This window comes from Corynebacterium tuberculostearicum, assembly GCF_013408445.1.
GTDB lineage: Bacteria > Actinomycetota > Actinomycetes > Mycobacteriales > Mycobacteriaceae > Corynebacterium > Corynebacterium tuberculostearicum.
Genome location: NZ_JACBZL010000001.1, coordinates 1137994 through 1161738, shown reverse-complemented (window position 1 = coordinate 1161738; position 23745 = coordinate 1137994). Strand labels below are relative to the sequence as shown.

Here is a 23745-nt window from a genome sequence, read left to right as displayed (position 1 = left end):
TCTGACCCGACTACCTTACGCCCGAAGCCACCCGCTTTACATGTCGGCGGCCGCGATGAGCCGGCGCGTGTAGTCCGTGCTGGGCGAGGACCATACGGAGTCGGTCGCTCCGTGCTCGATGAGCCGGCCGCGGTCCAGGACCGCGACGCTATCGCATAGGTGGCGCACCACCGCGAGATCGTGGGTGACAAAGAGCAGGGTCAGCTTGCGCTTGGCGATGACCCCCGCCAAAAGCTCCAGCACCTGGGCGCGCACCGACATATCGAGGGCAGAGACGGCTTCATCGGCCAGCAAGATATCCGGCTCGCCGCACAGTGCGCGGGCGATGGAAATGCGTTGGCGCTGGCCACCGGAGAACTCGTGCGGGAAGCGATCGAGGCTCTCGGCCGGCAGGCCGACCTCCTCAAGCGCGGCCGCGGCGCGAGCGCGCTTGTCGGCCTTGCTGGGACTGCCGGGGATGGCCTCTGCGATGGATTTCCAGACTTTCAGCCGCGGGTTAAGCGAGCCCTGCGGGTCTTGGAAGGCCATCTGCACGCGGCCGCGGACGTCGATGTCACCGCTCGTGGGCTGGTCGAGCCCGGCGATGAGCTTGAGCAGGCTGGTCTTGCCCGAGCCGGAGCCGCCCACGATGCCGAGGCGCTCGCCGTGGTGCACGCGCAGGTCGATGCCATCCAGTGCGGTATGTGCGGCGTGGACCTTGCTGACCCCGCGTAGCGTCACCAGCGCATCCTCCTCCGCCGTGGCAGGAGAAAGGCTCAGCTCCGGCGGCCGCGAGGAGGCGATGAGCGTGCGGGTATAGGGATGCTCGGGGTGGACAAGCACGCGCTCGGTGGGACCGGATTCCACCACCGCGCCCTGGTGCATGACTAGGACGTTGGGGCACATGCGGCGAATAACGCCCAGGTCATGGGTGATAAAGATCAGAGCGGTGCCGTGGGCCTTGGTCACCCGCTCGATAACGCGCAGCACGCCATCTTGGGTGGTGGCATCCAGCGCGGTGGTTGGTTCATCGCAGATGAGGAGGTCGGGGCGCCCGGCCATGGCCATGGCGATGAGCACGCGCTGGCGCTGCCCGCCGGAGAGCTGATGCGGAAACCGGGAGGCAACATCGGCGGCTAGGTCCACCTCGTCGAGCGCGGCCGCGCAATCGCGCACCCCGGCCTGGGAGAGCTGCGTGCCTATGCGCATGAGCGGATCCAGCGCGCTCATCGGCTCTTGGAAGACCATCGCCATGGTGGACCCGCGCAGGGGGCGGATGCGGGCATCGCGCGCGCCGATCACCTCGGTCCCGTCCACGGTCACGGAGCCGCTCGTTCGCACCCCACCGGGCAGAAGGCCCATGATGGATAGCGCCGTGAGGGACTTGCCGGAGCCGGATTCACCAATGATGCCGAGCTTCTCGCCGGCCGCGAGCTCGATGTTAATGGGGCCTAGCAGGGCAGTGGTGGACCCGGTGGCGGTAACCGTCAGGTCATCTACGTGGAGCAGGCTCATCGCGCGGATCCTTTCAGGCGGGGATCGAGGAGGTCACGGAGGGCGTCGCCAAGCAGGTTAAAGCCCAGCACCGTTGCAGCAATGGCCAGCCCCGGCCAGAAGGCCTGCAGGGGAGCGGTGCCCAGCAGCGACTGGGAATCTTGCAGCATGCGGCCCCAAGAGGCTGCCGGCGGGGCAGTGCCCAGGCCGAGGTAAGAAAGGCCGGCCTCGGCCAGGATGGCGAGCGCGAAGTAGACGGAGGCCTGCACGATGAGCAGCCCGGTGAGGTTGGGAAGGATATGGCGCAGCGCCACCTTCCAGCCCGGCACCGCGGAAATGCGCGCGGAGGAAATAAAGTCCTGCGTGATAACCTGCAGCGTGCCCGAACGCGCCACGCGGGCGAAGGAGGGAATGCCGGCGATGCCGATGGCAACCATGGCCGTCAGCGTCGAAGGGCCCCACACCGCGCCGGCAATAATCGCCAGCAGCAGCGCGGGGAAGGCAAGCAACAGATCCGCGCCGCGCATTACCAGGGCATCTACCCATGTGCCGCGGCGCATGCCGGCGAGGATGCCCAAGGGCACTCCCACGAGGGCGGCGATGCCCACCGCAATGAGCCCGACGAAGACCGTAATCTGGGCGCCCGCCATGATGCGGGAGGCGGTATCGCGCCCAAAGCGGTCCGTGCCCAGGAGGTGCTCGGCGCTGGGACCGGCAAGGCGCACATCCGGGTGCGCCAGCGTCGGGTCATAGGGGGTCCACACCAGCGAAAGTAGCGCCACCAGCACCGTGGCGGCAACGAGGAAGGCGCCCAGCCAGCCAGAAAAACGCAGCTTCATTACTTCTCACCTGCCGTGATGCGCGGATCGATGAATCGGTAGGCCACATCCGTTAAGGCATTAACCACCAAGGCGAAGGCGACGAGCAGCATGACCAGGGTTTGCACCGTGGTCAGATCGCGCACCGATACCGCGTCCAAGAGCATGGAACCAATACCGGGGATGACAAAGACGGATTCGATCACCACGGCACCCACGACCATCGTGGTCAGCTGCACGCCGGCCACGGTGAGCACCGGTAGCGCCGCATTGCGCAGGCCATGGCGCTTTAGTGCCTCCCACGGGGACTGGCCGAGCGCACGGGCGGTGCGGATATAGTCTTGATTCAGTACATCAAGCACCGCCGAGCGCACGTAGCGCGTCAGCATTGCGCCTTGCACCAGGGCCAGTGCAATGACCGGCAAGATGAGGTGGCGAATAAACTCGCCCGCGCCCTGGTTGGGCGGCACCCAACCATTGGCGGGCAGCCAGCCCAGATGGACGGCAAAGATAGCCACCAGAATGATGCCGAGGAGGAAGCTTGGCACCGCAATGCCCAGCTGCGTGCCGGCCGAAACCACATCCGCGCCGCGGGTACGGTTGCGCAGTGCCAGCCACATGCCCACCGGGATAGCCCCGGCCAGCGCAAGCAGCATCGCCAGGCCAATGAGGATGAGCGAGACCTGGGCGCGGTCCAATACCAGCGGCGTAATATCCTGCTGCGAGGACAAAGACTGCCCAAAATTGCCGGTAAATAGGCCTTTTACCCACTCCCAATACTGCGTCAGCAGCGGGCGGTCCAGCCCCAACTCGGAGCTCAGCTTGCCGACGGCCTCTTCGGTCGCATTCACCCCCAGCGCCACCCGCGCCGGGTTGCCCGGCACCGCGCGCATGAGCGCAAAAATGATGATGGAGGCTATAAAGAGCGTCAACGCGAAGCGCAGCAACGGGCGCACGATGGCGCGCCCCGTGGTGCGAAGGGAACTCATCGGGCCTCCTTTCCGGTGTTTTCTGCGGCGGTGGTTTTGGCGCCCGCGTCCGCGTCGGCAGAGGTCAGGTCGCGCAGGATGAGCGCGTTAGTGACCTGATCCGGATGCAATCCGCTCACGCCGGCGCGGGTGAGCACGATATTGGGCATATTCATGAGCGTCAGCGCGCCCGCATCCGCCATGATCTGGTCCACGGCCTGTGCCATGAGTTTGGGGTAGTCCTTCTCGGGTGCGGAATCGGCCTGGTCCAAAAGCTCACGGGTGCGTGGGGAATCGTAGTTGAGGTAATAATCCGGATCGCCGAACAAGGTAGGCACATCGCGCGGCTCCACGTGGGAAATGAGCGACATCTGATAGTCCTTAGCCCCCATCACCTGGCCTAGCCACACGGCCGGGAATTCGGCGGATTCCAGCGTCACCTTAAAACCAACCTCAGTAAGCTGCGAGTACAGCAGCTCGGCGACGGTCTGGGCGTAGGGCAGCGTCGGCGTGGTCAGTGTAATTTCGGCGCCTTCCGCGCCGGCCTCCGTGAGCAGTTGGCGGGCCTTGTCTGGGTCGTAGTCGTAGTAGTGCTTGTCCTCGAACCACGGATCCGTAGGCGGGATCGGCGCGCCGCCGGTGTCTTTAGCCATCCCATTCCACAAAATGTCATTGGCCGCCGAGCGGTCCACGGCATAGGCCACGGCCTGGCGCACCCGTGGATCGTTAAAAGGCGCGCGGGCATTATTCATAGACAACAGCACCTCACCATTGGTGGTGCCGACCTCGGTAGCGATGCCCTCTTTGACGTCATCAAGAAGCTCCGGGTTCTGCACGCCCCAGACCACGTCCACGCCGCCGGCCTGCAGCGCATTGACCGAGGAGATGGTATCCGGGAAATAGCGCACCGTGACATCCTGTGCGGCGGGCTTTCCCCAATAACCGTCGCGAACGTGCAGCTCTACGAATTCCGAGGGGGCAAAGCGGGAAACCTCATAGGGGCCGGTTCCCACCGGCTGGGCGGCGAGGTTATCCATGCCGTGTGGCGTCATCATCGCGCCGGTGGCCGTACCCATGGACCACAGCCAGCCATTGGACGGCTGATTGAGGCGCACCTTGAGCGTGTGATCGTCTACTGCCGTGGCCGTGTCTACCGGATCCATGGCGGCGGCGATGCCGTTAGTCCACTTCTCGCGCACGTAGTTAATGGAAAAGGCGGCGGTCTCAGCGTTAAAGGCATCGCCATTGGAAAAGGTGACGCCCTTGCGCAGGTGGAAAGTATAGGTGCGGGCATCATCGCTGATATCCCACGAAGTGGCAAGCCCTGGGGTAATGGAGCCGTCCTCATCGATGCGCACGAGGGTCTCGTACACGTTGTCCATAAGCACGGCGGGGATGGCGGCGCCACCGGTGGTGGTGAAATCCAGCGAGGTGGCGGCAGAGGTGGAAGCCACGGTGAGGGCAGAAGGTGCGGTGTCGCTGCCTGCCTGGGTGGTATCGACCACCGCGGTATGGCCCGCGGAACACGCCGAGAGGGTTCCTACAGCGGCCGCCATGGCGAGGCTGCCCAGCGCCCTACTGGCGCGAAATCTTCTCATAGAAAGCAGGGTAGCAGGTGGGAATAGCTGCCGTGAAAATTATGCAAAATTTCCCGGAGTGGGGATAACTTCTAGGGGTGATACACCCCCGCGCACGCTATTCATCGCCAGCTTCATGCGGTCCGCGCGGTAAAGGTAGACTGCCAATTCCACGGGTTCGCCGGAGTGGTTGGAAATCTCCATCTGCAGCCGCCACAGCGGGGTACCCGTAGCCACGCCAAGCGCTTCAGCGTCCTCCGCATTGGCTTCTTCCAACGTGAGTTCGCGGCGCACATTATCAAAGTCCACGCCGCAATCGCGCAGGTGCGCATGAATGGATCCGGCATCTGCATCGAAGTCCAGGATGTGCTTTCCCACCACCATGGGGAAATACATGCGCTCGATGGCAATGGGGTGGTCTTCGGTATAGCGTACGCGGTGGACAAAGACGACATTTTGTTCTGGGTCTACGCGCAGAAAGCGGGTGATGTCTCGCGGCGCGCGGCGGCGAGCCAGCCACAGGGTGTGCTGCTGCGGATCCACGTCATATTCGCTCAGCCAGCTGGAAATGGAGTAAATCGATTCAAAAAGCTCTGCCTGGGTCGAGGCCAAAACGGTGGAGCGGCGCCCGCGGCCTGAGGACACTAGCCCTTCGGCCCGCAAAGCCGCAACGGCTTGGCGCACGGGTCCGCGGGAGGAAGAAAACTTCTCGCACAAATCTGCTTCACTAGGCAGGAAATCGCCTGGTTGCAGCACGCCGGAGCTGATCTGTTCTCGCAGGTAATAAGCGATCTTCTGATGCTGCTGTTTATCGCGTGGGCTCATTCAACCTTTGTCCTTAGTTTCTCCGGGGCCTTTCCCAGCGGAGCGAAACACAGTAATGCTATTCCATTTTGCAAAGGCGCGCTAATGCAACAGCGTCACGGAGAAACAACGCGTTGCCCGGGTAAAGGCGTTCAAATAATAAGTCACGCGCCGTCCGACCAGCACCGAGATGCTAGGCGAGCACGCTAGGCTATGTGACCGTGGACGAGAGCACCGAAACGATTGAAGTACGCGCGGCTAGCGGCAGCGCGCGCCTGGGCAAGGCGATAGCGGTGGCGGTCATCATCGCCGTCGCGCTGCTGGTTATCGGTGGGGTGCTTATTTACTCGGCGTTGCAGGAACCGGCCGATTCGCGCCTGCATTCCGTTTATCTCATTGCCGCGCTCATGCCCCTAGGCGGGGCGCTGTGCGCCATGCTGGCGGTGGTGGCCTCCGGGCGGCGCCGGGCACGTCCGGTGCTGCGGATCGGCGAGGAGATTTCCTTGCCCCACCAGCGGACCAGTTTCGCCGCCTCTGAGCTAGAGCGCGTGCAGTTCTATTCGCTCGGGCCGGATCAGAATTTCCTTGCCCTGATTCCAGGCGGGGTGCGCGTTTCTACCTTGGACGAGGCCCAACGGTATTCGGCCCGCCTGCCGGAGCAGGCGAACCTGGGCCCGCGGGAACTCGAGGGAAAGCTCCGGGAGCGGTTCCCCGGCGTTCCCATTGACCACTTGGGCCAGGTGCGGGCCGAAGACTAGCTCGGGGTGCCGGCTACGCGTGCCGGATCGAGCTGCCAGCCCTGCGCGAGCAGCTGCATATTCTTGATTACTTCTTCGTGCGAGCTGGACTGCAGAGAGACCATGAGCTCATCGGCCTTGGCGTGCTCTTGGAAGGTATCGAGGTAGGCGGCCACCTCATCGGCGGTGCCGACGGCGGAGTACTTCAACATGTCGAGGATCTGCTGGCCCTGGTACGAGCCGATGATCTGCTCTACCTGCTCGTCGGTGAGGTGCTTGCCGCGGCCGGCGAAGGCCTTGACGCGATTGAAGCACACGCGCTCGTATTCTTCCTGTGCCTCTTGGGTGGTATCGGCGGCAGTGACGTTGACGCCGGCAATGACATAGGGCTTGCTAAAGCGCTCGGAAGGCTGGAAGTGCTCGCAGTAGTAGGTGGTGGCCTGCTCGAGGTGCTGCGGGGCGAAGTGGGAGGCAAAGGCATAAGGCAGACCGAGCTTGGCGGCCAGCGAGGCGCCGAACATGGACGAGCCCAAAATATAGATAGGCACGTTGGTATTCGCGCCTGGAATGGCGCTGACTCCAGGGATATAGGACTTGCCCTCGAGGTAGGAGTTGAGCTCCTTGACGTCCTCGGGGAAGCGCTCGGCAGAGTGGGCGTCGCGGCGCAGCGCGCGGCCCAGGGTATTCATGTCCGTGCCGGGGGCGCGGCCCACGCCCAAGTCAATGCGCTCGGGGTACATTTCCTCCAAGGTGCCGAATTGCTCGGCGATGACATAAGGGGAGTGGTTGGGCAGCATCACGCCGCCGGAGCCCAAGCGGATGCGCTCGGTCTTCGCACCGATGTGGGCGATGAGCACGGCCGGGGAAGAGGACATGATGGACTTCATATTGTGGTGCTCGGTGTACCACATGCGGGAGTAGCCCAGTTTCTCTGCTTCCTGTGCCAATTGCACGGAGCGGGCGATGGACTGTGCTGGAGTTTCGCCCTCATAGATGGTGCAGAAGTCCAAGACGGAAAGATGCGCGCGTTCGGTCACGGTGGAGGGCCTTCCTTTGCTTCGGTAGGTGCTCTATAAGTTCTCTCCTTCCAACGGTACGCGCCGCTCGACTATTCCGGTCGGGGGCGATACGGCAGTGTGGAGTGGAGAACGGTAGGCACACAGAAAACTCCCCTCCGCCTCGGCGCTGCGATGCAGTGCGGAGAGGGAGGGGAGTGAAGCAGGAGAAGGGTACTAAGCCCCGGCGAGGGCCTCAGCCTCGGCCGGTTCTTCCGCTTGTCGGTTGGCGGCGGCGTGCTTCTCGCCGGCCTTGGTGGCGATATCGACAACGAGGCCGATAACTGCCGCGATAGCGGTAGGAACAATCCAGCCCAAGTCCACGGACTGGCCGGGCGCCAGGCTCAAGAGGGGATCGAGTGTGTCGGCGCCCCAGCCCTGGGCGGCGATGACGGACAGAGCCGACCACAGCACCGATACCCACAGCGCCAGGCGGTAGGTCCAGTAAAAGACGACGGACTTCTTTACCACCGGCTGGATCAGGGTGAGGGCGATCAGGGAGATAGCGGGTGGGTACAAGAAGGTGATGAACGGAACCGCGATAGACAGAACCGTATCCAGGCCCTGGAAGGCAAAGAGGATGGACAGCGCGGTAAACAGGCACGCCCATACGTGGTACTTGACCTTGGGCATGAGCATCTCAAAGAAGGCCGACGTGGAGGTGATAAGGCCCACCGCGGTGGTCATGCAGGCCAGGATGACGATGGCAGAGAAGACGGCCTGGCCGATGGTGCCCATGGTGAGATTGGCGGCGTCGGCAAGCAGGGGCGCTCCCGACTCATAGGACTGGCCATTAGGGATAGTTTGGCCCACCCAGGCCAAGCCCAGGTAGATTGCGGCCAGCAAAAAGCCCGCAATGAGCGCGGCGGTGATGGTGCCGTTAACCAAGGACTTCTTGGTCTTAAAGCCCTTGGAGCGCAAAGAGCCGACAATCACGATGGAAAAGGCCAAGCCGGCAATCGCGTCCATGGTGTTATAGCCCTCGAACAGGCCGGTGACCATGGGGGAAGAAGAATAATCCTCAGTAGGGGTCTGGGGATCGCGGCCGTTGCTAAAAGCGGCCAAAGTGATAAGGACAATCAGCAGCGCTACCAGGGCTGGGGTAAGGAACTTGCCCAAGGTATCGATGATGGTATTTGGGCTCCAGGCCAGCACTAAAGCGATAAGGAAGAAGACGATATTGAAGATGCCATTGGCCATCGTTCCTTCCCAGCCCAGAAGCGGGGTGATGGCGGTTTCCATGGACACGGCGCCGGTACGCGGCAGGGCGTAGAAAGCACCGATGGCCAGGTAGGCCATCACGGAAAAGACCAGGCCGAAGAGGGCGCCGCCGTTGGAGCTCAAATCGCGCACGGAGCGGCCAGAAATGGCAACGGCAACAATAGCTAGGACCGGAAGGAGCACGCCGGCGGCCAGGAAGCCGAGGACGGCGGGCCAAAAGTTGGTGCCGGCCGAAACGCCCACCATGGGCGGGAAGATGAGGTTGCCGGCGCCGAAGAACATCGAAAACAGCATCAGCGACGCGATTACGATGGTGGCGCCGGGCTTAGAGGTGCTTGACGCAACTGGGGTAGCCATTGTGGCTCCTTAATTTTCCATGTACAGCTAGAATGCGAGGAAGCTTCCCCATTCCGCCGAGGGTGGTGGCGGAGGTGGGGTACCTCTTCGTGGTCCGAGGTGGCGGGTCACGCCTGTTCGTGTAATGGGACATTACCGCCCACATGGTGAGAAATCAAAGCGTGGGGGTGACGCAGAATACATGGTGGTCCCAGCTGGGCCGGCCTAATCGAGGTCCGCGAAGGCGCGCTCCATGCGGTCGAGCGCTTCTTCCAAGATTTCGCGCGAGGTAGAAAAGTTCAACCGTGCATGGCCCGGGCCGCCAGTGCCGAAGGTATCGCCCTCATTGAGTGCCACCTTGGCATTCTCGCGCAGCCACTTGGCCGGCTGCGGATTGCCACCGATGGCGGTATCGGCAAAGTCCAACCACAGCAGGTATGTGGCATCCGGTTTGCTGGTCTTTAGCCCGGGGATGCGCTTGGGCAGCTCCTCCACCAACCAATCGCGAGTCTCGCGCAGGTAGGCCACCTCCTCATCGAGGAAGTCGCCGCACTCGCGGTAGGCGGTCTCCGCGGCCAACACGCCCAAGGTGCCCGTGCCATCCTTGGCCACGCCAGAAAGGCAGTTCCAGGTCTGAACATCGGCCGCGTTGGAGAAAATCATCTGCGCGCACTTGAGCCCGGCGGTATTAAAGGCCTTGGACGTCGCGGTGACCGTGATGGTGCGCTCCGCGGCCGCCGCGCCGAGCGAGGCTACCGGGATATGCCGGCCCTCATAGACCAGCGGGGCGTGGATTTCATCGGCCAAGATGCGCGCGTCATACTTCTCCGCCAGTTCGACTAGCTCGGTGAGGAACTCCTCATCCAAGGCGCGGCCGAGTGGATTATAGGGATTGGCCAGCAAAATAGAGCCCGCGCCCGCCTGGAAGGCGCGCTCAATATCGTCGAGCTCCAAGCTGGTCTCGATTTTCTCGCGGCCCGCGGTGCGTGGCAGCTCCAAAAGCGGTGGGTAGGAAGGAACTGGCACGATCACGGGGGAGTCCTCGCGAGTGAAGTACTGCACGCCGAGCAAGAGGCCGCGCACTACATCGCCGATCCAGAAAATATGGTCGGAGTTGGGGCGCCAGCCGTAGCGGTCGTTGTAGAAATCGGCCACAGCTTCGCGCAGCCCCGAGGCCTTGGGCGCTGGGGTATAGCCAAAGGTTTCCTTATCCACCATCTCTTCCAGTGCCTTCTTTACGGCGGGTGCGGTGGGGAAATCGGACTCCGCGATCCACAGCGGCAAAACGTCTTCCTCGAAGACGGTCCACTTGCGGGTTCCGCGGGCTTGCAACTCTTCTAGGCTAGGAAACTCCATGGCCATAACCATAACGCGAAGCCCGCGGCCACCCCAGCGCTTTTATGCGCTTTTATTCATCTGCCTTGTCGGCCCACCGGGAGTCCTCCTCCTCGTCTTCGGATTCGGAGGCAGGGCCGGAGACAAAGCCATACTTCTTCAACCGGCGGCGGTCCGCGGCCGAGGTGGATTGGGTGAGCTTGAGTAGCTCGGCATAAATGCCACCGGATTGTGCCAGCTCGGCCGGCGAGCCCATCTCATCAATGCGACCGCGATCTAGGGTGATGATGGTATCGACATCCGCAATGGTGGATAGGCGGTGGGCAATAATCAGCGTGGTGCGGTCCTTCATCAGCTCATCTAGGCCGGCCTGCACGGCGCGCTCGGACTTGGTATCCAGCGCCGAGGTGGCCTCATCCAGGACCAGGATGGGCGCGTCCTTGAGCATGGCGCGCGCCACAGAGACGCGCTGCTTCTGCCCGCCGGAAAGCTTCAGACCGCGCTCGCCAATGACCGTGTCATAGCCGTCCGGGAAGGCTTGGATGAACTCATGGGCATTGGCCCGCTTGGCGACGTCCACGATTTCCTCTTCCGTGGCACCCGGCTTGCCATAAGCGATGTTCTCGCGAATGGTGCCGGAAAAGAGGTAGGACTCCTGGAAGACCACGCCCACTGAGGCGCGCAGGCGTGAGGCGGTGAGATCGTCTACTCGGTGCCCCAGTACATCCAGGTGTCCGGCCGAGGGATGGTAAAGGCCTAGCAAGAGGTTGACCAACGTGGACTTGCCGCCGCCGGACTCGCCCACGAGCGCCACCTTGTGGCCCTCAGAGGCGGCGAAGGAAATATCCTCCACCACGGGCTTGCCCTCCTCGTAGGCGAAGGAGACGTGGTCAAAGGAGAAGACCGGCGCGCCGGGTGTGGGCTCCAGCGGGCGTACCGGGGTGAGGTCGAGCTGCGGGGTATGCGAACCGGTGGTGGCAGCAACCAGCTCGCGCGGCGCGGTGGGCTCGAGCTCTTCTTCCATGACCTTGAAGTAGTCCTTGGAGCCGGCGATGGCGCGCTGGGCGGTATCGACAATCCAGCTCATCATAAAGACCGGCTGCTTCGCACTGGAGACCATCTGCAGCAACATGACCATATCGCCCAAGGAGAAATGCCCCTCGAGCGTGCGCCAGAAAATTACGCCGTAAATGCCGAGGAAGATAACCGCCATGGCCAGGCCGCGGAAGGTATCCATCATGTGCCACCAGTGGGACTGCGGCTTGGTGGTATCGACCACGGTGCGGTAACGCTTAGCAAAGTGGGAGAGCTCGCGGGTTTCGCTCACGAAGGACTTAGCCACCTTGACCTGGCCTATGACCTCTGCGAAGCGACCGTTGGCGAGGTCGATATTTTCGTTTTTGACCGCCTCAAACTTTTGCCAGCGCTTCGAGGTCAGCGCGGTAAGCCACATATAGACCGGGAAGAGCAGCGCGAGCAGGACGGCCAGCGGCCAGTAATACCACGCGGTAATGGCCAGCACCGCGAGGGTCTGGATGATCATCGTGAAGAAGTTATTGGCAAAGGACTGCACGAACTGCGTGATATTGGCAATCGATCGATCCAGCCGGGCGATGATCGTGCCGGTGACCTGGTTATCGTAGTAGCCCTGCGGGAGGGCCAGCAGCTTGGCAAAGTAGCGCGTGGACAAAATCTCGCGCAGGCGCGAGACCATGACATCGCCGATGTAGCCGCCGATATTGCGGAAGAGGGCATTGGCGGCGTCGGCAAGAAAAAGCGCCACTGCCAGCAACAGCACCGTGCGCAGCGCATCGCCCAGTGGGGCGTCGTTCTGCAGGGCGCCCACGATGGTATCGGTAGCTTCGCGCGTCAAAAACGGCGAGATCAGTGCAACGACCGCAGTGATCGTGGCGGTCAGCAGCACGCCTAAATAAAAGGGCCACAGGGCAGAGGCACTGCGGGTAATGCGCAAAATGGAATTCATAAGTCGACCACACTCACTTCGAAACGGCGGTTAGTGCGCTGAATTAGGGAAAGGGGGGCGAGATTTAAGCGACTGCCCAGTATGCCACATGCGGCGTTAACGAGCGTAAATACTTAAGTTCAGGGAGGTTTAGGCTAAGGTACTTGTGCAGAAATACAACAATCTTCGCGTGCAAAGGATCCATCCACGGTGAAAATTTCCCACACACTCGGCGCGGGCGTAGTCAGCGTACTCGCCGTGACCCTGACCGGATGTAGCGTTCTCCAGCCGGAAGAAACCGGGCTGGGGGACCATATCACCGTATCCAGCTCCGAAGAGGCCCCGTACGAGGCCAAGGACACCGACGATAAGGAAGTCACCTCTAACCTGGCCGAGCCGGTAGAGGATAAGGGCCTGGGTGTGAGCTGGGAGTTGCAGGGTGTGTATACCGATAGCAACACCGGTGGCACCGTAGTGACCATTCTGCTCAAGAATAAAAATGATGTGCCCCTGCCTGTCGACGCCTTTGAAGACCCCACCCTGGAGCGTGCCGACGGCAACGGCGGCTGGGCCAAGATCAACTCCTTGCCCTATGACAAGGAATCTGCCCCAGACGTGGAGCCCCCGGGACTCGATCTCCCGCTGGGTGCAGGCGCTTCGGTCAACCTGCAGTACCGCTTTGACGTGACGCCTGGCAACCTGTGGAATGCGCGCTTGCACATTGGCAACGTGACCTGGGTAGGAGACCTTAATCTATGACGGAACTTGTAGTCTTGGCCTCTGCCGAGGGCGAACCCATCGGCACCGCTCCCAAGGCCGAAGTTCATACCACTGATACCCCGCTGCACTTCGCCTTTTCTGCCTGGCTGACCTGCGGTGGCAAGGTGCTGGTCACCCGCCGCGCCCTGAGCAAGCGCACCTGGCCCGGCGTGTGGACCAATGCCTTTTGCGGCCACCCCGCACCCGGCGAGGAGACCGCGGATGCGGTGCTGCGCCGCGCTTCCTTTGAGCTGGGCATTGCGCCGGCGGATCTGTCCGCCCCGCGGCTTATTCTGCCGGACTTTTCCTATCGCGCGGTGGATTCCTCCGGCACGGTAGAAAATGAAATCTGCCCGGTATATACCGTTGAGCTTGCTGCCGACGCCACCTGGGAGCCTAACCCCGACGAGGTAGATTCCTACCAATGGGTCGAGCCAGCAAACCTCTTCGCCGCCGCCGATGCCATGCCTGGTGTTTTTAGCCCGTGGATGATTGACGAGCTCGCGGATAGCGCGCTGCGCGCCGCGTTGTAATTTTCGGCGCCCGCTACACCCCAAGCTCGTCGTCGTTATAGAAGGCCGCGGCCACATAGTCCAAGGTGGCATAGGCTAGCCGACGCTCTCCCGTATCCAGGTTGAATTCCAACACCTGGTGGTCATCGCCGTAGCCGGGGAAACCGGGCTCGCCCGTGGTGGCATAGTGGCGCAGCCACTCGTTGAGCTCACCGGCCGGGGAAGCGTCGGCCTCCTCGCCTCCGCTGCCGCCAAAGAGCGGGTCTAACTCGGCGCAGTGCACCGCGGGGGCTTCGGTCCGGGTAAATTCCATCATCCAGGTCGGGCCTGGAGCCTCCTCGGCTACCTGCGCGGTCCAGCGGCGCACGGCGGCATCACCAATGAGCCGGCCCATTGGCCGATGCGGATCGACGTAGTGCGCTAGCTGCCGCCACTGTTTGAAACGATCGTGTGACATCCCGAACTTGGGCGAGAGGTAGCTGGTAATAAAGCCGGCAAACGCCATCTTGTCTATGCGCTCGGCCGCGGGCATGGTGTAGAACTCATCGCGGGTGGAGGTCACCACGATAGGGATATCCGCTAGTTCTTCGGCGCGCAGTGGTGCGGGGCCCAAGGCAACGTCGAAGCGGTACTTCTTGCGGAATTTGGCATAGCCCTTGGCCAGTGATTCAGGATCCATCTTTTCCAGCGCCTGGCGCGTGACCGGCACGCCTAGGGCCCGGCGCAGGTCGGTGATGCGATGCTCAAAACGGTCGCGCGGGAATGCCGGCGAGAGCGCCAGCACGCGGCGGAACCCGCCCCGGAAATGATCGCGACGCGTCAGCCACAGGCTAATCGCCGCCCCGGCGGATTGGCCCACCAGGGTGATATTGGTCTTATCGCCGCCAAAGGCTTCGATATTGTCCTGCAGCCACTCCAAGGCCAAGAGGCAATCATCAATGCCGCGGTAGCGGTCCGCCTCGTCGCCGTCGAAGCGCGCGAAGCCAGCCAAGCCCACCCGGTAACCCACGTTGACCTGGATTACCCCGTGGCGGGCATTCTTTTCCCCCGACAGGCGTGGATCCTCGTGCGAGCCGTGCTCAAAGCGGCCGCCGTGAATAAAGACCACGACGGGGCACTCGGCGGCGTCGGCAGGCGCGGTAATGCTCAGCGCAATATCTGCTGGGTGCGGCTCGCGGGCATCCTGGTCGCGAGTGCCTTGGAGCGGCTCGGCAGGCGAGTAGGGGCTGGGGATGGTGCTATAGCGCACCGAATGGAAATAATGCAGGCCATCGCGGCGCACGCCGGTGATTCGGCCGGAGGCGGTGGCGACGGTAACGGGAATCTGGGCGCTCGACATGTCAGCCAGATTACCGCGAGCAAGTAGAATAAGTAGCCATGGAGTGGTTGACGAGCTTGGGCAGCACGCTATCGCAATTGTTGGTGCAGGCGCCCGTGTGGATTCAAATGGTCATCGTGGTGGCCATCGCCGTGCCACTCATGGTGGTTATAGCCTGGTGCCTGATGTGGGCGGTTGACAGCGTGGCCAATCGGGCCGCCGGAGTGATTTCCCAGCAACGCAGCCGCAGCACTAAAGTAGACCACCATGGCTGAGGAAAATAACGAGCGCGCACGGCAAGAGCGCGCTGAGCTGCGCGCCAACCCCCGCGAGGGTCTGTGGGACCCCGAAGCCAAGCGCACCAGCCAGCCTTCCGCCCCGGCAACCACGCCCGGTGCCCAGCCGGCAAAGCGCAAGCGCGCCCTACCCAAGTCCCGCGTCTCTCTCACACTGTGGACGATGATCGCGTTGGTCATCGTCGTTGCCCTCATCGGCCTGTGGACCTAGGCGCGTCCACCGGCCGGCGAGGCCCAGGCCCAACGCTAGTCCTTACGGCTGGTTGCTGCTAAGCGCTGGAAGAATTCCAACCCAGCAAGATCCTCGATGAGCAGGGCGGTGCCGTTGGTATCGCATAGCGGCACGCACCAATTGGGATAAAGCTCGTGCGTGGTGCCCGGCTGATTTTGTGCGCGCACATCGCCCACCATGTCCACCAAGCTGGTGCACGCGAGAGCCGAAGGTGTACCTGCGATATAGCGATGCAGCGCTACGCTTATATCCTCCTCCGCGCCGCGGGAAGCACGCTCGTCCGGATCTACCAGGTAATCGCGCTGCGGCAAGAGGCCACGATCCGCCACGGTGCCGAGTACACGGGCCTGCCACTCGATGTCATCGCGCTGCTCGTCCTCCACCGATCGGGTCAGCACGCCTAAGCGCGCGCGGAGCGAAATATGATCGCCGCGCAGGTACGCCAAGGTTGGCGGCAGATCGTGCGTATTGACCGAGGACAGCGCCAGCTGGCGGTACTTGTCCTGCGGCAGCGGGGAGTAGTCATCATCGTCGCGCTCAAACCACACGATGGAGGTACCCAGCACCGCCTTCTGCGCGAGCACGTCTTGTACCCACGGCTCGACGGTGCCGAGGTCCTCACCGATGACCACCGCACCGGCGCGCTGCGCCTCTAGTGCCAAGATGCCCACCATGGCTTCAAAGTCATAGGAGACATAGGTGCCCGTCAGCGGGCTGGCCATGCGCGGGATCCAGTACAGGCGGAAAAGGCCCAAGATATGGTCCACGCGCACGCCGCCAGCATGGCGCAGCACGGTGGAGAGCATCTCGCGCCACGGGGCATAGCCCGCGGCGGCCAGGCGCTGCGGGTGCCACGGCGGCTGCGACCAATCCTGGCCCTGTTGGTTATAGTCATCCGGCGGCGCCCCCACCGAGCACTGCGGCGCCAAATACTCAGTGAGGTTCACGGCATCGGCGCCGCCCGGGTGCACACCCACGGCAAGATCAGTAACCAAACCTAGGCGCATGCCGGCATCGAGCGCGCGCTGCTGCGCGGCGGCCAGCTGCTCATCGCACAGGAACTGCAGCCAGGAATAAAAGCGCGTGAGCGTGTCCATGTCCAGGCCTTCGGCATGGCGCTGGCCCGACTGTGCGGCGGCGTCTTGTTGCGCGCACCAATAGGCAAAATCGCGCAGGCCGCGGCCTTCCTCGCGGGCGTAGCGCACGAAGGCCTCTTCGCGTTCCGGGGAGGGCTGGTAGTTAAAGAGTTCGCGCAGCACCTGCAGCTTGGCCTCAAAAATGGTGTCGCGGTCAATCTCCTCGGCGCTGCGATTGCGCTGGCGAAACTCCTCGGCTAGCTCGCGCACATCATCCTGCAGGTCCTCCGGCAGGAGCTTGAGCTCCGGGATGGATTCGATGTGCAGGTACAGCGGATTGATAAAGCGCCGCGTGGTGGGCAGGTACGGCGAGTCCTCCACCGGTGGAAGCGGCTCGGCCGCATGCAGCGGGTTGACCAGCAAGAAATCCGCGTGCGGGGCCAACGTTTCTGCCAACTGCCCCAAATCCTGGAAATCGCCGATGCCCCAGGAGGATTCCGAGCGCACCGAATACAGCTGCGCCATCACGCCGCTAATGGGGCGCTCTACAAACTCATCGGCCGTGGAAAGGCGCGCCGGGGTGATAATCAGCGGGCAGGCATGCTTGCCGATGCCCCCGGACTCCAACACCAACTCGTGGTACCCCATGGGCAGATCCCCGGGGATGTGGAAGCTCGCCTCGCCCCACAACGTGCCATCAACGTCAGCATCTGGGGCGTCATTGGGGTCTTGGTAGACCTCGCGGGTGCCTCCTTCCTCCAGCTCAATGTGTACGTTGGCGGCATCGCCCGCGTGCACGTGGACCACGAACCCGCGCTCTTGGCCCTGGGGTGCGACAACGCAGTGGGGTAGGGGCTGGGAGGAGCGGTCCAGGTAGTCGTCGTAAAGCAGCTGCGTTAGCGCCGCATCGTCCGGGTTGTCATCGATGGCCACGCCCAAGGCGCGCAGGGTATAGGTAATAGTGTCTTCAGCGACGTGGACGGGGAAACCAGACTGGGAGGTATAGCTGGTGGCCACGCCGTGGCGCTGAGCGAGTTCTTCAAGCAAGTCGCGGGTAGTCACAGGCCACATTGTGCCACGGGGACAACGCACCTGCTGGGAAACAGATTGGTACAGTAGGCGAAGATTAATAATTAGCTGTTCGAAAGGACACCGCGTGACCCTGCAAGAAGTGCATACCCCGGCGCAATTTACTATCGAGCCGGGCGAAACCTGCCTGACCGCCCTCATGGACACCGCGAAGAAGCGCCCTCACGGCGTCATGTTCACCCGCCCGGCAAACTACGAGTGGGTCAATGTAACGGGCAAAGAATTCATCGATGAGGTCTTTGAAGTAGCCCAAGGGCTTATCGCCCTAGGCGTGCAGCAGGGGGACCGCGTCGCTCTCATCTCTGCTACCCGCTATGAGTGGTCCCTGCTGGACTTTGCCATTTGGGCCGCCGGTGCCGCCTCCGTACCGGTCTACCCGTCCTCGTCCGCCTCCCAGGTGCGTTGGATCATTGAGGACTCCGGTGCCGTGCTCGCCATTACCGAAACCCGCGAGCACTCCGAATTGGTAGAAAACCTGGTCTTGCAAGAAGACGGCGAGCCCAACCTCAAGGGCTCTCCCTCCCAGTTGCGCCGCGTCCTAGAAATCAACTCCTCCGCCATTGACACCCTCAAGTTCGAGGGCCGCGGCGTGGCCGCCGACGAGGTATACGCCCGCATCAAGGCCACCTCCACCGATGATCTGGCTTCCTTGGTCTATACCTCGGGTACCACCGGACGCCCCAAGGGCTGCATCCTCACCCACCGCAACTGGCTAGCCCAGACCCGCGGCCTGTGCACCAACCCGATTGGTATCTTCGCCGTCCCGGGCAGCCATACCTTGACCTTCCTGCCGTTGGCACACGTCTTTGCCCGCGCGGTATCCATTGCGGTGGCCCTGCGCGGCGCCTCCCAGAATCACTGGTCGGATTTTTCCACCATCAACATCGAATTCGCCCGCTCCCGCCCGAATGTCATCTTGGGCGTGCCGCGCGTCTTTGAAAAGGTGCGCAACTCTGCCGCCGCTAAGGCGGCCGATTCCGGTATCAAGACCCTGCTCTTTGAGCAGTCCGAGAAGGTAGCCATCGAGTACTCCAAGGCTTTGGATAAGCCGGAGGGCCCGGACCGCCTCCTGAAGGCCAAGCACAAGGTCTTTGACAAGCTGGTGTACTCCACCATCCGCAATGGCGTGGGTGGCAACGTGAACTACTGCATTACCGGTGGCTCGGCCATGGGCCATGACCTGCTGCACTGGTACCGCGGTATCGGCATCCCGGTCTATGAGGGCTACGGCCTGACCGAGGTCGCCGCCGCGGCCGCAGTGGACTTTGTGGATCAGTCCATCGGCACCGTTGGCCCGCCGATGGGTGGCGTGACCTTCCGCATCAACGAGGAAGGTGAAATCTGCATCAAGGGCGATATCGTCTTCCACGGTTACTGGAATAATCCGGAGGCCACGGCCGAGGCCCTCGAGGATGGTTGGTACAACACCGGCGACCTGGGTGAGATTGATGAGGACGGCAAGCTCGTTATCACCGGCCGCAAGAAGGACCTCATTGTCACGGCCGGCGGCAAGAATGTCTCGCCTGGCCCGATGGAGGATATCCTGCGCGGGCACCCGCTTATCTCCCAGGCCATGGTGGTAGGCGATGGCAAGCCCTTCGTCGGCGTGCTGCTGACCCTGGATCCGGATATTTTGAAGCGCTGGAAGCTAGACCACAACATTCCGGAGAATCGCTCCATGCGCGAGCTGGCCACCGATCCGACCCTGCGCGCGGAGCTGCAGGATGCCATCAACCAGGTTAACGCCACCGTCTCCCACGCGGAGGGGATTAAGAAGTTCTACATCCTCGAATCTGACCTTACCGAGGAAGAAAACGAGCTGACCCCCACCATGAAGGTCAAGCGTAACGTGGTTTCGCAGCGCTATGCCGCGGCCATCGAGCACCTGTACAAGCGCTAGTCCGCGCGACGGGTACACCCGAGGGAATTCCCTCGGGTGTTTCTTTTTGCCCTGCTTGCCGACGCCCCCTTCTGCAGCTCACCCCACCATCCTCACCCCAGTGCGGGCGAACCTGCCATAAACCTGTGAATGGCTTCGGAGTGTCGCGCGCTCGCGGCGGCGGATCTCGCATAAAGTCGTGAGGCGTTACAGCAAACCTCAACCTCTACTAGAGGTTAGAAATGGGATCGTGGAAGGGAGTGGCTCGAAGCCAATGCACAAAATCGCCGCCGAGCTGCGCCACCGCGAGCTTACGCAAGAGATTTACAATATCGGCGACGAAGTCGCAGAGTACCTTGAGCACCTCATTGAAGCCATCGAGGATTGGGACGAAGAGCTGTGCATGGATTGCCTAGCTGAGCTGGGCGATATCGTCGAAGATGCCCGCGTTGACTCCGGCCGTTGCGTAGGCGAGCTGATGGGCCTGCGCCAAGCCTTGGTCTCCGGCGTGCGCTCCGGCACCATTTCCGCTGCTTCTTCCGGCGTGAACGACGTGGAAGAGCCGGAACAACTGACCCCGCGCCTATTGGATGAGCGATTCCCCATCTCCAAGCCCATCGTGGTACACGAGCTGGCCGAGTCCCTACGCTCTCGCACCCAGGCCGTGGCAGATTACCTGCGCGAGGTAGTTGAGTACGTGCTTGCGCAAACCGACGCCGTAGCCCGCAACCTCGACATGGTCTCGCTGCCGCACTTGTACAAGCGCACCGGCGAGTCCGCCCTCATTGCGGTCCAAGCGTGGAAGCACACGGTGCTTGATACCCACCCGGCCTATGTCCGCACGATGCGCGGGCATAACCCACCGCAGTTCCTAGAAGAGCGCGCCCGGGTTGCCGCGGTGGTGGAAAAGGTCCGGGCTAAGCGCGAGGCGGCCCGCCGGGCTACAACTGCATAAACCACATAGACTTCCTTGTTTCACGCAAGGGGATGTTCACGGCCACCGAGATTCCCTCTCTCGGTGGCCGTTGAAGTTTTCTGCGCTAGGGCGCCCCGATTCGGGGAAGCAGTTAGGGAAATTTTAGGTTAACAGCCGTTCCATATGATTTCTGTTATGCCTGTTCAGTGGGTTGGGTTGTGTATCCAGCGGTATTGTTGCTGGATCAACCTTAAAATCTAAGTAGAAAATACTCTCAACGCGCTGTAGGGTAATTCCCGTCCAAGCGAACGCCGTGACCTAGCAGCATCCACACGCGGCGCGCGCAATCACATTCTTTAACCACATCTACAGGGAGTTAAACCATGGGCGCACGCCGAACTTCTCGCCTCATTGCCAGCGCAGTGGCCGTAGCCACCTTCTCTTCCATCACTGTTGTGCCTAACGCCGTCGCCGCCGACGACACCACCTTTGTCGAGGAAAAGACCACCGACGATACCGTTAGCCTCAACGGGATCGAATTCGATGAGAACGGCAAGCTGCTCGAGGAAAACAACGCCGGCGATAAGGCGATGGAAGAACTCGACGCAGAAGAAGACGCCGCCGAGTCCATCACCCCGTACGCAGTAGACGGCGCGGAGGAGACCGCCGAGGCTCCGGCTTCTGAGGAGTCTGCAAAGCCAACCAGCCTCGAGGAACTCGCACAGACTGAGGCCTCCAACGGCGACGTCAACGTCAAGGTGGTCAAGGATGAGCAGAAGGACAAGCTCGTCTGCGAGGTCACTGATGCCCCTGACAAGGAAGGCAACATGCTCGACCTCAAGCTTGCGCTGGCTAAGGCCTTCTACGATGGCGGCGAAAAGATCCTCAAGACCGTCTGGGAGATCATCCCGGTTGTCGGCGACCTCGTTCCGGCTGATTTCATCGATAAGATTTCCGGTAAGACCTGGGACGGCATTGCCAAGCTGGTCAAGGAAGGCGAGAAGGACAAGACCGTTACCTGGGATCTCTCCCGCGCCCAGGGCATGGCCATCGGCCGTATCGATAACGCCGATGCCGACGTTGATATGAATAACCCGGATGGCGCTAAGAAGACCGTCTCCGGCCTGCTTAAGTTCGCCGACGGCGCCTTTGGCAAGGGCACCAAGGTTATCTTGAAGCTCTTTAATGCAGCCGTTACCATCGCCGGCCTGGTTCCAGGTGCGAGCGTCGCCGGCGACCTGAAGCTGAGCAAGGACCAGCAGAAGAGCATCGAAGACTCCCTGAATAACATCTCCACCGCAGCCTCCGATCTTGCAGCCGTGAACGCCCCCGCTGGCCAGCTGTGCTCCGATATGCTCAACGGCAAGAAGACCAAGGACCAGCCTTCCGAGGAGAACCCTTCCGAGGAGCCTTCCTCCGAGGAGACCACTTCCGAGGAGCCTTCTTCTGAGGAGACCACTTCCGAGGCTCCGGCTTCTGAGGATGCTACCTCTGAGGAGACCACTCCATCCGAGTCCGCTGAAGAGACCTCCACCGAGGAGACCTCCGCTGAAGAGACCTCCACCGAGGAGACCTCCGCAGAAGAAACTTCCGCTGAAGAGCCGACCTCTGAGGAATCCACCGAACCTTCCACTACCGAGGCTGCGGTTGTTCCGGGCAAAGACGGCCAGGACGGTAAGGACGGCCAGGACGGCGAAGATGGCCAGGATGGCCAGGATGGCCGCGACGGTCGCGATGGCCGTGACGGCCGTGACGGTAAGGATGGCGAGAACGGCCGCGATGGCCGCGATGGTCGTGACGGCCGCGATGGCGAGGATGGCCAGGACGGTAAGGACGGCCGCGACGGCGAAGATGGCCAAGACGGTAAGGACGGCCGCGACGGCGAAGATGGCCAGGATGGTCGCGATGGCCGAGACGGACGTGATGGCCGAGACGGTCGCGACGGGCGTGACGGCCGCGATGGCATCAACGGTAAGGACGGCAAGGACGCAGACATGTCTTCCGTCGCAGGGTTCTCCTTCCTGGCTGCGCTCGTAGGCGGCGGCACGGTGCTGGGCATCCTGTCCACCATTGACTACCTCTACACCCACGGTATGCTGCCGAAGAACAGCGTCCCATGGCGCATCAACCAGTAAGACCTTCCTGTTGAGGCAGTAGCTGGAGTCATTGGAACCTCCGCGAGCATGCGCTCGCGGAGGCTTTTTCTTATTGCGGGCGAAGTCTCGGTGGGTTCTCTTGCGAGGTGTTCGCCTTCGCCCTCCCTTCGCGCTCACCGGCGCAGCGGATTCTGCGTCGAAATCGTCGCCGGTGAGCGCGAAGGGCGGCGGGGTAGAGGATGGCGGGAGGCAGGAAGCGGGGACTTAGGCAGAACGGGCGGCCTCTTGTCTGGCGGAGATGGTGGAAATGAGGTCGGTCAGGAAGCGAGTGGGGTGGTCGATGAGCTGTCGCGGGGTATAGCAGAGGACGGTGAAGCCGGCCTCGCGCAGACGTCGGTGGCGCTCACGCTGATGGGGAAGTGCCTTCGCGGGGATGATGTCGATGAGGTAGGCGCTGCTGATGCATAGGGCGGTCGTGATGCCAGGCAGCGCGTTAAACGGCGCCTCGAAGAACATGGGCCAGGGGAAATCGGCCTCAATGAGGAGGGCGCGGGCGAAAGACTCGTAAGGAGAGCGGGAAAGGGAAGAGGCGTGGTGGATTACGGAGCGGACGATGCGGCTATTGCGCACTCGGCCCATGCGGGCGAACTCTTCCTTGAGGTCTTCCCGGCTGAGGCCAGAACGCAAAGCCGAGTCGGCGGCGATGAGGCCGTCGGTGAAGCCGTGGTAGCGGGCGACGTCGATAACCGCGCGGGCCTTGGAAACGCAGCGGGTGCCGTCCACAAGGACGGGCTCAGGGAGTAAAGCTTTGCGGTAGATGCGCTCGGGATGGCGGCGGTCCTTGTGGGGAAGCGTATTGGTGGGAAGGGCCATTTCGATCTTTTCCTCGGCCGTGGCGATGACCCACAGTCCGTGCACTCGGGCGGCGGACTTGGAGATGAGCACCGCGGTATAGGCGCTGCGGGCGGCGGCGATGGCGCGCAGGCGCAGCTGGGAGGGGCAGTCGAGGCAGTGGTAGTGATCGCGCCGGACTGCGATGCGCGGTGCGAGTTTGAGGTAGGTGCCGTTTTTCAGGTCGGTCCAAAAGGTGGGGTGGTTGGTGCGGATGGAGTCGATATTGGTCAGTGGTGGTGTCATGCCTCCTAGAAAAGGGCACGCCGTCGGCCGGCGCGAGGAGGTGGCGGCCGGGCCTGTGGATAACAAGGCCGCGGGAAAGGCGAGTGAGCGAAGTGGCGGTTGGGAAAGTCGCAGCCGCAGTTATCCACAGTCGGGAGCAACGTCCCTT

20 protein-coding genes are annotated in these 23745 nt (G+C 62.4%); 8 read left to right on the top strand and 12 right to left on the bottom strand.

The window, feature by feature from the left end; genetic code table 11:
* Positions 1-36: 36 nt before the first annotated feature.
* From BJ985_RS05475 to BJ985_RS05455, 5 genes are read right to left on the bottom strand one after another with little or no spacing between them, the layout of a single operon-like run.
* A complete protein-coding gene (locus BJ985_RS05475; protein ID WP_179386850.1) occupies positions 37-1494 on the bottom strand; it encodes an ATP-binding cassette domain-containing protein in 1458 nt (485 codons plus the stop codon).
* Positions 1491-2312, bottom strand: a complete 822-nt coding sequence (locus tag BJ985_RS05470) for an ABC transporter permease (protein ID WP_179386849.1) — start codon at positions 2310-2312, stop codon at positions 1491-1493. Before BJ985_RS05470 ends, BJ985_RS05475 begins: the two co-directional genes overlap by 4 nt.
* Positions 2312-3280: an ABC transporter permease gene (locus tag BJ985_RS05465; protein WP_179386848.1), complete on the bottom strand. Its 969-nt coding sequence runs from the start codon at positions 3278-3280 to the stop codon at positions 2312-2314. Before BJ985_RS05465 ends, BJ985_RS05470 begins: the two co-directional genes overlap by 1 nt.
* Complete coding sequence (locus BJ985_RS05460) at positions 3277-4857, bottom strand: ABC transporter substrate-binding protein (RefSeq protein ID WP_179386847.1); 1581 nt, start codon at positions 4855-4857, stop codon at positions 3277-3279. The genes BJ985_RS05465 and BJ985_RS05460 overlap by 4 nt, the downstream gene beginning before the upstream one ends.
* 39 nt (positions 4858-4896) lie before the next feature.
* Positions 4897-5661, bottom strand: coding sequence for a GntR family transcriptional regulator (locus tag BJ985_RS05455; protein WP_179386846.1), 765 nt, complete (start codon positions 5659-5661; stop codon positions 4897-4899).
* A 200-nt stretch (positions 5662-5861) separates the two neighbouring features.
* Here BJ985_RS05455 and BJ985_RS05450 point away from each other — a divergent pair, with 200 nt between their 5' ends.
* Positions 5862-6398: a hypothetical protein gene (locus BJ985_RS05450; RefSeq protein ID WP_179386845.1), complete on the top strand. Its 537-nt coding sequence runs from the start codon at positions 5862-5864 to the stop codon at positions 6396-6398.
* Here BJ985_RS05450 and BJ985_RS05445 read toward each other — a convergent pair.
* The 4 genes from BJ985_RS05445 to BJ985_RS05430 form a co-directional block, all read right to left on the bottom strand.
* Positions 6395-7414, bottom strand: coding sequence for an LLM class flavin-dependent oxidoreductase (locus BJ985_RS05445; protein ID WP_179386844.1), 1020 nt, complete (start codon positions 7412-7414; stop codon positions 6395-6397). The genes BJ985_RS05450 and BJ985_RS05445 overlap by 4 nt on opposite strands.
* Positions 7415-7609: 195 nt before the next feature.
* Positions 7610-9010: a branched-chain amino acid transport system II carrier protein gene (gene brnQ / locus BJ985_RS05440; protein WP_179386843.1), complete on the bottom strand. Its 1401-nt coding sequence runs from the start codon at positions 9008-9010 to the stop codon at positions 7610-7612.
* Positions 9011-9214: 204 nt separating this feature from the next.
* The gene (locus BJ985_RS05435) at positions 9215-10345 is read right to left on the bottom strand and encodes a MalY/PatB family protein (RefSeq protein ID WP_179386842.1); all 1131 of its coding nucleotides are present in this window, start codon (positions 10343-10345) and stop codon (positions 9215-9217) included.
* A gap of 52 nt (positions 10346-10397) precedes the next feature.
* Positions 10398-12308: an ABC transporter ATP-binding protein gene (locus tag BJ985_RS05430; protein ID WP_179386841.1), complete on the bottom strand. Its 1911-nt coding sequence runs from the start codon at positions 12306-12308 to the stop codon at positions 10398-10400.
* A 189-nt stretch (positions 12309-12497) separates the two neighbouring features.
* Here BJ985_RS05430 and BJ985_RS05425 point away from each other — a divergent pair, with 189 nt between their 5' ends.
* Both BJ985_RS05425 and idi read left to right on the top strand, forming a co-directional pair.
* Positions 12498-13046, top strand: coding sequence for a hypothetical protein (locus tag BJ985_RS05425; RefSeq protein WP_005324173.1), 549 nt, complete (start codon positions 12498-12500; stop codon positions 13044-13046).
* The gene (gene idi / locus BJ985_RS05420) at positions 13043-13579 is read left to right on the top strand and encodes an isopentenyl-diphosphate Delta-isomerase (protein ID WP_023020986.1); all 537 of its coding nucleotides are present in this window, start codon (positions 13043-13045) and stop codon (positions 13577-13579) included. Before BJ985_RS05425 ends, idi begins: the two co-directional genes overlap by 4 nt.
* Positions 13580-13592: 13 nt before the next feature.
* On the opposite strand, the gene BJ985_RS05415 is transcribed toward idi, so the two are convergent.
* Positions 13593-14897 carry a carboxylesterase family protein gene (locus tag BJ985_RS05415; RefSeq protein ID WP_179386840.1) on the bottom strand — a complete coding sequence of 435 codons (1305 nt, stop codon included), beginning with the start codon at positions 14895-14897 and terminating at the stop codon, positions 13593-13595.
* Positions 14898-14935: 38 nt separating this feature from the next.
* Between BJ985_RS05415 and BJ985_RS05410 the strand changes: the two genes are divergently transcribed.
* Positions 14936-15151: a hypothetical protein gene (locus BJ985_RS05410; RefSeq protein ID WP_023020988.1), complete on the top strand. Its 216-nt coding sequence runs from the start codon at positions 14936-14938 to the stop codon at positions 15149-15151.
* Complete coding sequence (locus BJ985_RS05405; protein ID WP_023020989.1) at positions 15144-15383, top strand: hypothetical protein; 240 nt, start codon at positions 15144-15146, stop codon at positions 15381-15383. The genes BJ985_RS05410 and BJ985_RS05405 overlap by 8 nt, the downstream gene beginning before the upstream one ends.
* A gap of 35 nt (positions 15384-15418) precedes the next feature.
* Here BJ985_RS05405 and malQ read toward each other — a convergent pair whose 3' ends face one another.
* The gene (gene malQ / locus BJ985_RS05400; RefSeq protein WP_179386839.1) at positions 15419-17542 is read right to left on the bottom strand and encodes a 4-alpha-glucanotransferase; all 2124 of its coding nucleotides are present in this window, start codon (positions 17540-17542) and stop codon (positions 15419-15421) included.
* Positions 17543-17636: 94 nt separating this feature from the next.
* Between malQ and BJ985_RS05395 the strand changes: the two genes are divergently transcribed.
* The 3 genes from BJ985_RS05395 to BJ985_RS05385 all read left to right on the top strand — a co-directional run bounded on the left by BJ985_RS05395 (position 17637) and on the right by BJ985_RS05385 (position 22499).
* On the top strand, positions 17637-19469 hold the full coding sequence (locus tag BJ985_RS05395; protein ID WP_179386838.1) for an AMP-dependent synthetase/ligase: 1833 nt from the start codon (positions 17637-17639) through the stop codon (positions 19467-19469).
* Positions 19470-19722: 253 nt separating this feature from the next.
* Complete coding sequence (locus BJ985_RS05390; RefSeq protein ID WP_005324183.1) at positions 19723-20403, top strand: hypothetical protein; 681 nt, start codon at positions 19723-19725, stop codon at positions 20401-20403.
* A gap of 344 nt (positions 20404-20747) precedes the next feature.
* Positions 20748-22499 (top strand): hypothetical protein, encoded by a 1752-nt coding sequence (locus BJ985_RS05385; RefSeq protein ID WP_179386837.1) that lies wholly within the window; start codon positions 20748-20750, stop codon positions 22497-22499.
* A 225-nt stretch (positions 22500-22724) separates the two neighbouring features.
* Here the strand turns inward: BJ985_RS05385 and BJ985_RS05380 are convergent, their stop codons facing one another.
* Positions 22725-23597 (bottom strand): hypothetical protein, encoded by an 873-nt coding sequence (locus BJ985_RS05380; protein WP_179386836.1) that lies wholly within the window; start codon positions 23595-23597, stop codon positions 22725-22727.
* Positions 23598-23745 lie beyond the last annotated feature (148 nt).